Source organism: Microbacterium sp. F51-2R, from assembly GCF_052180235.1.
Taxonomy (GTDB): Bacteria; Actinomycetota; Actinomycetes; order Actinomycetales; family Microbacteriaceae; genus Microbacterium.
This window is the reverse complement of sequence record NZ_CP197470.1, coordinates 1,238,764-1,251,356: the sequence shown is the minus strand read 5'-3', so window position 1 is coordinate 1,251,356 and position 12,593 is coordinate 1,238,764. Positions and strand designations below refer to the sequence as shown.

Here is a 12,593-nt window from a genome sequence, read left to right as displayed (position 1 = left end):
ATCGTGCCCACCCCCATCCGACGAGAAGTAGGAGACCCCATGTCGATTCCCCGCCTCACCGCCCGCCGTTCCGCCCGGCTGTTCACCGACGACACCGGCGCGGCGACCGCCGAGTACGCCATCGCGACGATGGCGGCGGTCGCGTTCGCGAGCCTCCTGGTCGTCATCATGCGATCCGACGAGGTGCGCGGCATCCTCACCGATCTCGTGCGCCGCGCGCTGACCGTCGCATGATCCGCCGGCGGCTCGGCGACGACCGCGGGTCGGTCGTCGCGGAGTTCGCCGTGGCGCTTCCCGCCGTCGCCCTGGTCCTGCTCTTCGGAATGGGTGCGCTCGCCGCCGGCGCCCGTCATGTGCGATTGCAGGATGCCGCGGCCGACGCCGCCCGCCTCGTCGCGCGGGGCGAGCCCGACGCGGCTGCGAGCGATGTCGTGGGTCGTGCTGTCCCCGGCGGGTCGGCCGTCGTAAACGGCTCGGGCGATCTCGTCTGCGTCACGGCGTCGGCCCCGGCGGGCATCGCGCTCGTCCAGCTCGTCCAGCTCTCGGCGACCTCCTGTGCGCTCGCGGGAGGCCGGTGATGGCGGGCGGCATCCTGGCGACCGGGATCGTGGCCGCTGCGGCGATGCTCTGCGTCGGGCTGTGCGCCGTCGGAGCGGCAGCCGTGGAGGGTCAGCGCCTGGCCGGGGCGGCGGACGCCGCGGCGCTCGCGGCGGCGGACTCGGCATCCGGAGCGGTGCTCGGCGTGCCGTGCGAGCGGGCGGGCGAACTCGCGGCGCAGGCCGACGTCGAGGTCGTCGCGTGCGACCTCGACAACCTCGTCGCGACGGTCACGGTCGCTACGCGATTCGCCGGCTTCGCCGTCTCGGCGTCGGCCCGCGCGGGACCGCCGCCGTGACGTCGGGCGATCCCGCCCAGCGGGAAAAGGGGAGGAGTCGCGCGGTCGCGCGGCGTTCCTGCTGGGCATCCTCACAGCGTCCATCCGTGGGCGCGGTGTGTATGGTGTGCATCGAAGAAAGGACGCTGCACCTTGGCAGAAGGCAAGAAGCTCGTGATCGTCGAGTCCCCGACGAAGATGAAGTCGATCCAGGGGTACCTCGGCGATGGCTACGAGGTGCTCAGCTCGGTCGGGCACATCCGCGATCTCGCGAGCAAGAAAGAGATCCCGGACGACAAGAAGCAGGCGTACGGCAAGTATTCGATCGACGTCGACAACGGTTTCGACCCCTATTACGTCGTCAACGATCGCAAGACGAAGACCGTCGCCGAGCTCAAGCGCGCGCTGAAGGGTGCCGACGAAGTCCTGCTCGCCACCGATGAAGACCGCGAAGGCGAGGCCATCGCGTGGCATCTTCTCGAGGTCCTCAAGCCCAAGGTCCCCGTCAAGCGCATGGTCTTCCACGAGATCACGAAGGACGCGATCAAGGCGGCGGCCGAGAACACCCGCGAGCTCGACCTCGCGCTCGTCGACGCGCAGGAGACGCGCCGCGTGCTCGACCGCCTCTACGGCTGGGACGTCTCGCCGGTGCTGTGGCGCAAGGTCGGAAGCGGCCGTGAAGGCTCGACGCTCAGCGCCGGTCGCGTTCAGTCCGCCGCGACCCGCATGGTCGTCGACCGGGAGCGTGAGCGCATGGCGTTCACCTCGGCGTCGTACTGGGATGTCGAAGCCCTCGCGGTGAAGGAGGCCTCCTCCTTCACGACCCGCCTCGCTCGCGTCGACGGCGCGTCGCTGGCCCGCGGCACCGACTTCGACGATCGCGGCGCGCTCAAGAAGGCCGTGCTCGTCCTCGACGAGGCCGGGGCCCGCGAGCTCGCAGCCGCCATCGAGGCGGCGGCCGAGGCGTCCGTCACCGGCATCGAGTCCAAGCCCGGAACCCGCAGCCCCCGAGCCCCCTTCACGACATCGACCCTTCAGCAGGAGGCCGGTCGCAAGCTCTCGATGAGCGCGAAGCACGCCATGAGCGTCGCGCAGCGTCTCTACGAGAAGGGGTACATCACTTATATGCGCACCGACTCGACCGCGCTGTCGAAGCAGGCGGTCGAGGCGGCCCGGGCGCAGGCGGTGACGCTGTACGGCGAGAAGGCTGTGCCGCTGAACCCCCGCACCTACCGCAACAACAGCAAGAACGCGCAGGAGGCGCACGAGGCGATCCGTCCCTCGGGCGAGGACTTCCGCACGCCCTCCTCCGTCGCCTCGCAGCTCGACCGCGACGAGCAGCGCATGTACGACCTCATCTGGAAGCGCACGGTCGCCAGCCAGATGTCGGACGCGAAGTACGAGACGACGACCGTGACCCTGGAGGTGGATGCCGGGGGCCGGCGCGCCGAGTTCACGGCATCCGGAACCGTCTACACCTTCAAGGGCTTCCTGGAGGCCTATGAAGAAGGTCACGACGAGAAGCGCGGCGACGCCGACAAGGCCGAAGACCAGTCGCTGCCCGTCATGGCGGTCGGCGACGCCCTGCGCCTCAAGGACGTCGAGCCCAAGGGCCACGCGACGAGCCCCAAGCCCCGCTACACCGAGGCGAGCCTCGTCAAGGCGCTGGAGGAGAAGGGCATCGGGCGTCCCTCGACGTTCGCGAGCATCATCGACGTGATCCTCGATCGCGGCTACGTGAGCAAGCGCGGGCAGGCGCTCGTGCCGAGCTGGCTCGCCTTCAGCGTCGTGCGTCTGCTCGAGCAGCACTTCGCGGACCTCGTCGACTACGACTTCACCGCGGGTCTCGAAGACGACCTCGATGCGATCGCGCGCGGCGAGCAGCAGCGCGTCGCGTGGCTGCGGGACTTCTACTTCGGCTCCGACGCCCAGGTGGGCCTTCGCAACATCGTCGAGAACCTCGGCGAGATCGACGCGCGGGAACTCAACGCGACGAAGATCACGGATGCCGCGACCCTCCGCTTCGGCAAGTACGGCCCGTACCTCGAGGTCGTCGACCCCGCGAACCCCGAGGCCGAGCCGCGCCGCGTCAACATCCCGCCGGAACTGGCGCCCGACGAGCTCACCGCCGAGAAGGCGCAGGAGCTCATCGACGCCCCCGTCGCGGGCGACCGCGTGCTCGGCGAGAACCCGGAGAACGGCAAGCTCGTCGTCGTGAAGGACGGCCGGTTCGGTCCCTACGTGCAGGAGGCCGACCCCGTCGATCCCGACGCGGTGGACGCCGCGACCGGTGAGGTCGTCGAGGCCGAGGCGCCCAAGAAGCGCGGCGCGAAGAAGGAGGCGACTCCGAAGCCCCGCACCGCGTCGCTCTTCAAGTCGATGTCGGTCGACACGATCGACCTCGATGCGGCGCTGCAGCTCCTCTCGCTGCCGCGGATCGTCGGCACCGATCCCGAGTCGGGCGATGTCATCACGGCGCAGAACGGCCGCTACGGTCCGTACCTCAAGAAGGGCACCGACTCGCGGACGCTGCCGACCGAGCAGCAGATCTTCGACATCACGCTCGAGGAGGCGCTCGCCGTCTACGCCCAGCCGAAGTACGGCGCGCGCGGTGCGTCGAGCGCGTTGAAGGAGTTCGAGGCCGACCCCACGAGCGGCAAGCCGATCAAGATCAAGGACGGCCGCTTCGGCGCGTATGTGACCGACGGTGTGACCAACGCGACGATCCCCCGCGGGGAGACCGTCGACGACGTCGACTTCGCCCGTGCCGTGCAGCTCCTCGCCGACAAGCGCGCCAAGGGTCCCGCACCCAAGCGCGCGACGACGACGCGACGCGCCACGACGACGCGCAAGGCGCCGGCCAAGAAGTGACCGGTCCGGCGATCCCGCCGGCCGCCGAGCAGGAGCGGACCGGCGGCGGGCTCTTCGTGACGTTCGAGGGCGGTGACGGCGTCGGCAAGACGACGCAGGCCGCGCTCCTCGACACCTGGCTGAGCGAACGGGGACGCACCGTCGTCCGCACACGCGAGCCGGGCGGCACCGAGGTCGGCGAGCTCATCCGCGACATCGTGCTGCACCACCGTGGGGACATCGCCCCGCGGGCCGAGGCGCTCCTCTACGCGGCCGACCGCGCTCACCACATCGCGACGGTCGTCCGGCCGGCGCTCGAGCGGGGCGAGGTGGTCATCCAGGACCGGTATCTCGACTCCTCGGTCGCGTACCAGGGCGAGGGCCGTCAGCTCAAGCCGACGCAGATCCGCGACCTGTCGCTGTGGGCGACGGGCGGTCTGCTGCCCGACCTCACGGTGCTCCTCGATCTCGATCACGGCGTCGCGCGCGGACGACTCGACGCCGACGACAAGCCCTTCGACCGGCTCGAGGCCGAGCGCGAGGAGTTCCACGCCCGCGTGCGCGAGCGGTTCCTCGCGATCGCGCGTGCCGAGCCGGAACGCTTCCTCGTGCTCGACGCATCTCGCCCCGCATCCGACCTCGCCGCCGACATCCGCGCGCGCGTCGAGGCGCTCCTCGGGGGGGTTCCCGACGCTCGGGGAAGCGTCGGAGCCCACGGATAGGCTGGTCGCCATGGATGCCACGGCGGAGGTCGCCGCTCTGCCTTGGAGCGACGTCTGGGGGCAGGACGAGGCGGTCGCGGCACTGCGGGCCGCGGCATCCGATCCCTCCTCGATGACCCACGCGTGGCTCATCACGGGCCCCGCCGGCTCGGGGCGATCGACGCTCGCCCACGCCTTCGCCGCGGCGCTCATCGCCGAGCCCGGTGACGAGCCCGCCATGCGGCAGGTGCTCGCGGGCACCCATCCCGACCTCTCGGCGCTGCGCACCGAGGGCGTCATCATCTCGATCAAAGACGCCCGCGCGCTCGTCGAGCGGTCGTACTTCTCGCCGTCGCTCGGCAGATACCGCGTCATCGTGATGGAAGACGCCGACCGCATGTCGGAGCGCACGTCCAACGTGCTCCTGAAGGCACTCGAAGAGCCGCCCGAGCGCACCGTCTGGGTGCTGTGCGCGCCGAGCGATGCCGACCTCCTTCCGACCATCCGCTCGCGCGTGCGCACCCTGCGTCTGCGCGATCCCGACGTCGCCGATGTCGCGCGGCTCATCGTGCAGCGGACGGGCGTCGACCCCGCGATCGCGGAGCAGTCGGCGCGGCACGCCCAGCGCCACATCGGCATGGCGCAGCGTCTGGCGACGGATGCCGCGGCCCGCGCCCGCCGCGACGAGACGCTGCGCGGCGTCCTGCGTGTGCGGGGCGTGGGCGACGCCGTCGAGGTCGCCGGCACGATCGTGCAGGTGGCGACCGACGACGCGAAGGCGCTCACCGCCGAGCGCGACGAGGCCGAGCGCTCGACGCTCCTTCGCACGCTCGGCATCGCGGAGGGGGCGACCGTGCCGCCGGCCGTGCGGGCACAGCTGTCCGCCCTCGAAGACGACCAGAAGCGACGCGCGACCAGGAGCCTTCGCGACGGCATCGACCGGGTGCTGACGGATCTGCAGTCGATGTTCCGCGATGTCGTCGTGCTGCAGTTCGGCCGTGACACCGATCTCATCAACACCGAGCTCGACGCGGAGCTGCGTGCGCTCGCGGCCGCGTGGACGCCGGAGCGCACACTGACGGTGCTCGACCGCATCACCGAGACCCGACGCAACCTCGAGCAGAACGCGGCTCCCGCCCTCGCTCTGGAAAGCATGCTCATCACCGTCGCGAGCGGAAGGACGCCGTGAACCACATCTCCTCGCGCCGGAGGCGCCGCGCCGCAGGGATCGTCGCAGCGCTCGCCGCGGCATCCCTCCTCCTCTCCGGCTGTCTCTACCAGCTGATCCCCGAGTCCGCCCCCACGTCCACCGCGAGCTCGGCGCCCGACACCGACGGCATCTCGGCCGACCTCCTGCCGTTCTACGGTCAGGAGCTGTCATGGCAGGCCTGCGACAGCGGCTTCGACTGCACGAAGGTCAAGGCTCCGCTCGACTGGGCGAACCCGGGCGCGGGCGAGATCGAGCTCTCGCTCATCCGGCACCGCGCGACCGGCGGCGAGGCGATCGGGTCCCTGCTGACCAACCCCGGCGGTCCCGGCGCCAGCGGCGTCGCACTCATCCGCGACTCGCTCGGGTTCGCGGTCGGCGAGCCGCTGCAGGCGTCGTACGACGTCATCGGCTTCGATCCGCGCGGGGTGGGGGAGTCGACCGCCGTCCGCTGCTACGACGCCGCCGCCATGGACGCGTACATCTTCGACATCCCCGCCAATCCGCGCGGATCGGATGCCTGGACCCAGGAGCTCCTCGACGCGCACAAGAGCTTCGCCGAGGCGTGCGACGCGAACAGCGACGGCATCCTCCCGTACATCACGACCGAGAACGCGGCGCGCGACATGGATCTGCTCCGCGCGGTGCTGGGCGACAAGAAGCTCAACTACCTCGGCTACTCCTACGGCACGTTCCTCGGGGCGACGTACGCGAAGCTCTACCCCGACCGGGTCGGCCGCCTCGTGCTCGACGGAGCGATCGATCCCGCGGTCACGGGGCTCGACGTCAACATCACGCAGGGGATCGGTTTCGAGAGCGCGCTGCGGGCCTACATGGACGACTGCCTCAAGAGCGACGGCTGCCCCTTCAACGGAACCGTCGACGACGGCATGGCCGATCTCGGCACGCTGCTCGCGCATGTCGACCGCTCGCCGCTCAAGGCTTCCGATGGCCGCATGCTCGGGGCGGACTCCCTCATGACCGCGATCGTGGCGGCGTTGTACTCGCAGGACAGCTGGCCGTATCTGTCGATGGCCCTCACGGACGCCCTGCAGGGCGACCCGAACACGGCCTTCCAGCTCGCGGACTTCTACTACGCCCGGGAGAACGGCACCTACACCGACAATTCGACCGAGGCCTTCCGGGCGTACAACTGCATGGACTACCCGGTCGACACCTCGCCCGAAGACCTTGCAGCGGCGAAAGCGACGCTCGCCGAGAAGGCGCCGACGGTCGCGCCCTACTGGTTCGGTCCCGACCCCTGCGAGGTCTGGCCGTACCCGCCGACCGGGGTCCGCGAGCCCATCAGGGCTGACGGCGCCGCCCCGATCGTCGTCGTCGGCACGACGAACGACCCTGCGACGCCGTACGAATGGGCGGTCTCGCTCGCCGACCAGCTGTCGTCGGGCGTGCTCGTCACGCGTGTGGGCGAAGGGCACACCGGCTACAACAAGGGCAACGCGTGCGTCGACCAGGCCGTCGAGTCCTACCTCCTCGAGGGCACCGTCCCCGAGGACGGTCTGCGCTGCGAGAAGTGATCGGCGTACGTCTGTCGACCGGGTCGAAATGACCCGGCCGGGACGGCACCCCGGCGTGGTTCGCGAGCACTCCCACGACCCTGTAAGATCGTTCATCGTGCCCCGCGAAAGCGAGGTGCGCCACCTTAGCTCAGTCGGCAGAGCGATTCACTCGTAATGAATAGGTCAAGGGTTCGATTCCCTTAGGTGGCTCCACATTCATCTGATCGCCTCGGCATCGCCGATCCCGAAATAGGATCCCGCAAGTCGCCTTCGCGGGCGTACGATCCTGCCATGCCTGGGGCGAAGCGCGAGGTCGAGTTGGACGTCGACGGTATCGGCCGTGTCGTGGCAACGATCGAGCAGATGACTCGCGCCGACGGGTCCATCGACTTCCAGGTCCTCCTCGGCGCGATTCGGGTCAATCCCGAGCCGTTCTCGATCGTCACGAGCGAGGACGAGCTGGCGCGGGTCGCCAAGGCCGCCGGCGTTTCATTCTGAGGTCGGGCCGTTCGTGAGGTCGGGTCGCGCGGTGGCGGATCGTCTGCCGGCGGGCGCCATGCCGTGTCGGGAGGCGCCGCGGGTGAAGGCGCCGCGCGTCAACGCCGCACCGTAGCCCCCAGCACGGACCGCGCCGCCCGCACGCCCGAGACCAGCGCGCCCTGGATCGACGGAGTCTCGCGGTGGTCGCCGGCGAGATACAGCCCGTCGGCGATGCGCGCGGGCGACGGTCGCCGCATGGGTGGCGGCAGCGCGGGGAGCGCGTGGGGGATGTCGTCGCGCCGCAGAAGCTCCCACGACGCCGAGCCAGGCCCCCACATCCGAGAGAGCTGGGCGCGCACGTCGGCTTCGGTCGCCACGCGGTCCGGTGCCCGCAGACACGTCGCCTGGATGAGGTGGCGGCCTCGCGGCGCCGCCTGCGGAATCGTGGCGGAGATCGCCAGCGAGTTGACGATCGGGCCTTCGCGCGCGCCGTCGAGCGTCAGAATCGCGGATGCCGGGGGCTCTTCGGCCGCGAACCACCAGGTCTGCAGTCCGCGCGTGGCGGGAACCGGCATGTCGATGAGGGTGTTCAGCGCTTCGGCGCCGACGGCGACGACGACGTCGCGCGCGAGCAGACGGCCCTCGCCGAGGGCGCGCACCTCCCATCGGTTCTCCCGCCGCCGCAGTCGGCTCACGGCGCGGCCGACCCGGATGTCGGCTCCCACCGCGCGAGCGCGCGAGGCGAGGGCCCTCGGGAGCATGCCGATGCCGTCACGGGGGAGTCCGGCGGCTGCAGGCAGGAACGATCGGGCGAGGAGGCGAACGTACGTGTCGGATGTCGATTCCGACGCGTCGGCCAGAACCCCCGAGAAGAACGGCGAGAGGACGTCGGTGCGCAGCGGTCCGGTCAGGCCCGCGGCATCCCACCCCTCACCGATCGTGCGGTCCGCGCGCGTCACCGCCACGCGCGGACGGAGCGCGATCGGCCCGAACCACCGCAGGAGCCCGGCGAGGTCTCGCGGTGTCGCGAGACCACTGGCGAGCGTCGCGGGGAGCAGCTGCGGATGCCGGAGCGGGTGCCCGAGCGTCGTCATCGAGCCGTCTGCCCGCCGTACCCGCACCGCCGTCGGGAAAGCCCGCACCTTGAGGCGGTCGATGTCGACCGAGGCGCGGACGGCCGGATACGCGGTGTTCAGCACGTGGAAGCCGCGGTCGAGCGTGAAGCCGTCGACTCGGTCGGTGCGCTGGCGTCCGCCGACGCGATCGCCTGCTTCGAGCACGACGACCTCGCGCCCGCGGGCCGCCAGCTCGACGGCGCACCGCAGGCCCGCGAGCCCCGCCCCGATCACGACCACGTCGTGCGTCTGCATGAGGTGAGTGTAGGGGCGTGCACCGCAGTCCCACCAAAGTCGCCCCCGCACCTCTAGATTTGGACGCAACCGAGACGCAGAGGACGCCACTGATGTCGAAGACCTCACTCATCGCCGTTGTTCGACATGAACTCGCGCACGCGCGCGACGCGTCCAGCGGGCGGAGCGCCCGCACGCTGCACGGTGGACACGAGCACAGCCTTCGACAGACCGTCATCGCCCTGCGCGCAGGGGAGGAACTGGCGGAGCACACCACCCCCGGCGAGGCCACAGTGCAGGTGCTCCACGGTCGGATCACGCTGCGGGCGGGCGACGTCTTCTGGAACGGTTCCGTCGGCGATCTCCTGATCGTGCCGGAGCGATCCCACTCCCTCGAGGCCGTCGAGGACTCCGCCGTTCTCCTGACCGTCGTCACCCCACGCAGCTAGCGCCGCACTGTGTCGCTCCCGGGGGCCGCCGACCGCCGGATCTCGAGCTACGACACCTGGGTCCAATGGCGCACTTCGTCGTCCCGCTCGACGAGGAATCGATCGTCCTCCGGGTAATAGATCGCGCTCTCGATATCGGCGCCGGCGAAGCCCTTGATCGCCTCGAGGCTCTCCCAGCGCGACACCGTGACGATCTCGGTCGTCCCGTCGCCGAGATCGCGCGTCAGCATCCACGCGTCGAGATTGCCGGGCGTCTCGCGATACTCCCTCATGCCGGTGCGTTCGATGTACGCGACATATTCGCCGGCATCCTCACTCCGCACCGTGCCGCGCCACATCCTGACGATCGCCTCTTGCGCTGTCATGCCGCCATTGTGCGCGGAGAACGTCCGACGCGCATCCAGGTATGCCGAGCTCGTAGGCTCGTGCTGTGCGCGATGGGATGCATTTCGAGGCGCACGCGGACGTCTACGGGCGTGCGCGCCCCCCGTATCCGCCTGAGCTGTGGGCCCGTGTGCGCGAGACCGGCCTGGTCGGCCCTGGGCGGCGGGCGCTCGATCTCGGCGCGGGCACGGGTGAGGCCACGGGGCCGTTGCTTGCGACGGGGATGGATGTCGTGGCCGTCGAACCCGGAGCACGATTGGCCGCGCTGCTGACCGAGCGGCATCCACGAGCGCAGGTCATCGTCGCACGCGCGGAGGACGTCGAGCTCGCGGCGGGGTCGTTCGACGTGGCGGTCGCGGCCACCTCCCTCCATTGGATGGACCTCGACGTCGTGCTTCCCAAGGTGCATCGAGCGCTCAAGGCCGATGGGCGGTTCCTGGTGTGGCGGAATGTGTTCGGCGATTCCGCGGCGCCCGTCACTCCCTTCCGGGAGCGGGTCGCCGAGATCGTCCGAGAGCGCGGCGAGCCCTCGAACGAGAGCATGGCAGAGGACGCTGCTGTCGCAGCCGAAAGGCTCAGCCGCTCCGGATTGTTCGTCGTCGATGATGTCTTCGCGAGTCAGTGGAGCATCGAACTCGACGCCCGGCGGATCGAGGAGCTGTTCGCGACCTTCAGCAACTGGTCGGACGTCGAAGTGGCCCGGGCGGGCGACGCCGTGCGGCATCTCGGGGGAGCGGTCGTCGAGCACTACTCGTCCTGGCTGATCGAACTCCGCCCCGCGAACGTGGACGGATGACATCGGAGCCGCAGGGCGCATCGGTGACGATCGGCCTCATCCCCAGGCGCACGATCGGCCGCAAGGCCGCCGCTCCGGCCGCCTGATCCCGGGGGTGAGCCGAGGCGACGCCAGGTGACGAGGGCGGGCGCCGGGCGTCCAGTAAGCTCGACACCGCATCACGTCCTCGGGAAGCAATCCCCGATGGCGATGGGTAAGCCGGGGCGCAGGCCTCGGTGTGGCCGTCTCGACAGAACCGGCTGGGCGACCTGCTCGCAGTGAACAGGTCGAGGGTTCGACTCCCTGAGGCGGCTCGGACGTCGAGGCTCGCTCACCAGCGAGTCTCGACGTGTATCCGGTGCCGGTATTCGAACCCGATCCCGTGAGGAGCCGATGGACCACGCGCTCGACGCCGTCATCGAGATCTTCTCCTGGGTGGGGATCGGCGCCGGCATCCTCCTCGGCCTCGTGGCCCTCGTCGCGAAGCTCGCCGACGGCACGTGGCTGCCCGCGCGGGCGATCGTGGACCGCGACGACGCGGCGATCGTGCGGTGGTTCGACGCCGACGGCGGCGTGAACGCCGCATACCTCACGCCCGAGCAGGCGCGGGAGCTCGAGCGTCAGGACATGGCCGACATCTTCTACCGCCGGGGGAGGCCCAACCGGATGCGGCTGACGCAGGGCTCCCCGGCCGTGCGGTCGATCGCGCTGCTCGCGGCGGGACTCTTCGGACTCGGCGTCGTCGCGACGATCCTCTCGTGGGTGCTGCTCTTCGCTCGCGGCTGACTCGGGCTGACCCGGGCTGGCGCGGGCTGACCAGGGCTGACGCGGCCTGCGGCGGCCGACCCCGACCGCGAGACAAGGGATTCTCGTCGAGACATGGGTTCTTTTCCCCTGGGTCGACGGGAATCCCTTGTCTCACGCGCCCGACGACAACCCCCGCCGCCACAGAGAGCATCAGGCGAGGGCGAGCATGGCTCCGGCGGCGAGGGCCAGGGCGAGACCGAGCCACTGGATGCCGGCGATCCGTTCGCGCAGCACGATCGCGGCCAGCAGGATCGTGCCGGCCGGGTACATCGCGGTCAGCGCCGAGACGATGGTGAGGTCGCCGTTGCGCAGCGCGAACAGCAGGAGGACGTTGGCGATCGCGTCGACGACCCCGCACGCGGCCGCGAGCACGACGGCTCGGCGGAGCGAGATGCGCAGCACCGGCACCGCGGGCGACTGCGCGGGCGACGGCGACTGCGACTGCACGGGCGAGCTTTCCGGCGATTCGGCCGCGTGCTCGAGATCGGCGTGCCCCGTGGGCGTCGCCCCGAGCTGCGCCCCGGCTGCCGCGAAGACGGATGCCGCGCGCCGCCCGGAACGGACGGCGACGACCGCCAGCACGCCGACCGCCGCGATCGTGATGACGCTGCTGACGGAGCGGTTGAGGATGAGCGGCACGAGCCCGCTCTCGGGGCTCGTCTGGTCGATGACGATGAGGAACGCGCCGATCGCGAGGCCCGCCCCGACCGCGAGGAGCAGTCCGCGCACGCTCGGCCGGACGACCTTCGCGCCGGGGATGAAGCCGACGAGCACCACCGCCACCAGGGCGACGGCAAGGCCCGCGTAGCCGACCCACGAGAGCGTCTCGCCGGCGACGAGGAGTCCCCACACGATCGGCGCGATCGCCGAGACGACGGCCGTGAGCGGCGACAGGATGCTCATGGGTCCGATAGCCAGGCATGCGTAGAGGAGCACGATCGCGGCGGCACCCATGAACCCGGAGAGAACCCCCCACCCGACGTCGGCGGGGAGCCAGGCGCCGCCGACGAACGGATACGCGGCCACGAGCAGTACGAGCCCCGCGAGCGCGGCGAGAGCCGTCACGACGATCGAGCGCAGGCTCCGTGCGGCGAGGCCCCCGAGGAAGTCGGCCGAGCCGTACACGAGGGCGCCGGCGAGCGCGACGAGTGCGGGGAGCATCGGCTCAGCCTAAAGGTTTCGCAATTCGATAGATTG

Annotated in this window: 14 protein-coding genes and 1 tRNA gene; 12 read left to right on the top strand and 3 right to left on the bottom strand. The window is 70.6% G+C overall.

Translation table 11 applies throughout. The features are described 5' to 3' along the window. Positions 1-39 precede the first annotated feature (39 nt). The 9 genes from ACSBPH_RS05675 to ACSBPH_RS05635 all read left to right on the top strand — a co-directional run bounded on the left by ACSBPH_RS05675 (position 40) and on the right by ACSBPH_RS05635 (position 7,650). A complete protein-coding gene (locus ACSBPH_RS05675) occupies positions 40-234 on the top strand; it encodes a DUF4244 domain-containing protein (RefSeq protein ID WP_442576623.1) in 195 nt (64 codons plus the stop codon). Further along, the gene (locus ACSBPH_RS05670; protein ID WP_442576622.1) at positions 231-578 is read left to right on the top strand and encodes a TadE family type IV pilus minor pilin; all 348 of its coding nucleotides are present in this window, start codon (positions 231-233) and stop codon (positions 576-578) included. The genes ACSBPH_RS05675 and ACSBPH_RS05670 overlap by 4 nt, the downstream gene beginning before the upstream one ends. Next, positions 578-895, top strand: a complete 318-nt coding sequence (locus ACSBPH_RS05665) for a helicase (RefSeq protein WP_442576621.1) — start codon at positions 578-580, stop codon at positions 893-895. Before ACSBPH_RS05670 ends, ACSBPH_RS05665 begins: the two co-directional genes overlap by 1 nt. 132 nt (positions 896-1,027) lie before the next feature. After that, complete coding sequence (gene topA, locus ACSBPH_RS05660) at positions 1,028-3,745, top strand: type I DNA topoisomerase (protein ID WP_442576620.1); 2,718 nt, start codon at positions 1,028-1,030, stop codon at positions 3,743-3,745. Then, positions 3,742-4,446: a dTMP kinase gene (gene tmk, locus ACSBPH_RS05655; protein ID WP_442576619.1), complete on the top strand. Its 705-nt coding sequence runs from the start codon at positions 3,742-3,744 to the stop codon at positions 4,444-4,446. The genes topA and tmk overlap by 4 nt, the downstream gene beginning before the upstream one ends. Before the next feature lie 10 nt (positions 4,447-4,456). Further along, complete coding sequence (locus ACSBPH_RS05650; protein WP_442576618.1) at positions 4,457-5,614, top strand: DNA polymerase III subunit delta'; 1,158 nt, start codon at positions 4,457-4,459, stop codon at positions 5,612-5,614. Next, positions 5,611-7,170 carry an alpha/beta hydrolase gene (locus ACSBPH_RS05645; protein WP_442576617.1) on the top strand — a complete coding sequence of 520 codons (1,560 nt, stop codon included), beginning with the start codon at positions 5,611-5,613 and terminating at the stop codon, positions 7,168-7,170. Before ACSBPH_RS05650 ends, ACSBPH_RS05645 begins: the two co-directional genes overlap by 4 nt. 119 nt (positions 7,171-7,289) lie before the next feature. Beyond that, positions 7,290-7,365, top strand: a tRNA-Thr gene (locus ACSBPH_RS05640). 78 nt (positions 7,366-7,443) lie between these two features. Beyond that, complete coding sequence (locus ACSBPH_RS05635; protein ID WP_442576616.1) at positions 7,444-7,650, top strand: hypothetical protein; 207 nt, start codon at positions 7,444-7,446, stop codon at positions 7,648-7,650. A gap of 98 nt (positions 7,651-7,748) precedes the next feature. On the opposite strand, the gene ACSBPH_RS05630 is transcribed toward ACSBPH_RS05635, so the two are convergent. Beyond that, entirely contained in the window at positions 7,749-9,002 is a 1,254-nt protein-coding gene (locus ACSBPH_RS05630) for an FAD-dependent oxidoreductase (RefSeq protein WP_442576615.1), read from the bottom strand. Between the two features lie 92 nt (positions 9,003-9,094). On the opposite strand from ACSBPH_RS05630, the gene ACSBPH_RS05625 reads away from it, so the two are divergent. Next, positions 9,095-9,430 carry a cupin domain-containing protein gene (locus ACSBPH_RS05625; RefSeq protein WP_442576614.1) on the top strand — a complete coding sequence of 112 codons (336 nt, stop codon included), beginning with the start codon at positions 9,095-9,097 and terminating at the stop codon, positions 9,428-9,430. Between the two features lie 47 nt (positions 9,431-9,477). On the opposite strand, the gene ACSBPH_RS05620 is transcribed toward ACSBPH_RS05625, so the two are convergent. Then, a complete protein-coding gene (locus ACSBPH_RS05620) occupies positions 9,478-9,795 on the bottom strand; it encodes an antibiotic biosynthesis monooxygenase family protein (RefSeq protein WP_442576613.1) in 318 nt (105 codons plus the stop codon). 65 nt (positions 9,796-9,860) lie between these two features. Between ACSBPH_RS05620 and ACSBPH_RS05615 the strand changes: the two genes are divergently transcribed. Together ACSBPH_RS05615 and ACSBPH_RS05610 are read left to right on the top strand one after the other, a co-directional pair. Beyond that, a complete protein-coding gene (locus ACSBPH_RS05615; RefSeq protein WP_442576612.1) occupies positions 9,861-10,610 on the top strand; it encodes a class I SAM-dependent methyltransferase in 750 nt (249 codons plus the stop codon). A 372-nt stretch (positions 10,611-10,982) separates the two neighbouring features. Next, positions 10,983-11,375, top strand: a complete 393-nt coding sequence (locus ACSBPH_RS05610; protein ID WP_442576611.1) for a hypothetical protein — start codon at positions 10,983-10,985, stop codon at positions 11,373-11,375. A gap of 171 nt (positions 11,376-11,546) precedes the next feature. On the opposite strand, the gene ACSBPH_RS05605 is transcribed toward ACSBPH_RS05610, so the two are convergent. Then, positions 11,547-12,557, bottom strand: a complete 1,011-nt coding sequence (locus tag ACSBPH_RS05605) for an EamA family transporter (RefSeq protein WP_442576610.1) — start codon at positions 12,555-12,557, stop codon at positions 11,547-11,549. Positions 12,558-12,593: the final 36 nt, after the last annotated feature.

Bases quoted from the DNA above. Each gene is read 5' to 3' on its own strand.
- ACSBPH_RS05675 (WP_442576623.1), top strand. From the start codon at position 40: ATGTCGATTCCCCGCCTCACCGCCCGCCGTTCCGCCCGGCTGTTCACC.
- ACSBPH_RS05670 (WP_442576622.1), top strand. From the start codon at position 231: ATGATCCGCCGGCGGCTCGGCGACGACCGCGGGTCGGTCGTCGCGGAG.
- ACSBPH_RS05665 (WP_442576621.1), top strand. From the start codon at position 578: ATGGCGGGCGGCATCCTGGCGACCGGGATCGTGGCCGCTGCGGCGATG.
- ACSBPH_RS05650 (WP_442576618.1), top strand. From the start codon at position 4,457: ATGGATGCCACGGCGGAGGTCGCCGCTCTGCCTTGGAGCGACGTCTGG.
- ACSBPH_RS05635 (WP_442576616.1), top strand. From the start codon at position 7,444: ATGCCTGGGGCGAAGCGCGAGGTCGAGTTGGACGTCGACGGTATCGGC.
- ACSBPH_RS05630 (WP_442576615.1), bottom strand. From the start codon at position 9,002: ATGCAGACGCACGACGTGGTCGTGATCGGGGCGGGGCTCGCGGGCCTG.
- ACSBPH_RS05625 (WP_442576614.1), top strand. From the start codon at position 9,095: ATGTCGAAGACCTCACTCATCGCCGTTGTTCGACATGAACTCGCGCAC.
- ACSBPH_RS05620 (WP_442576613.1), bottom strand. From the start codon at position 9,795: ATGACAGCGCAAGAGGCGATCGTCAGGATGTGGCGCGGCACGGTGCGG.
- ACSBPH_RS05610 (WP_442576611.1), top strand. From the start codon at position 10,983: ATGGACCACGCGCTCGACGCCGTCATCGAGATCTTCTCCTGGGTGGGG.
- ACSBPH_RS05605 (WP_442576610.1), bottom strand. From the start codon at position 12,557: ATGCTCCCCGCACTCGTCGCGCTCGCCGGCGCCCTCGTGTACGGCTCG.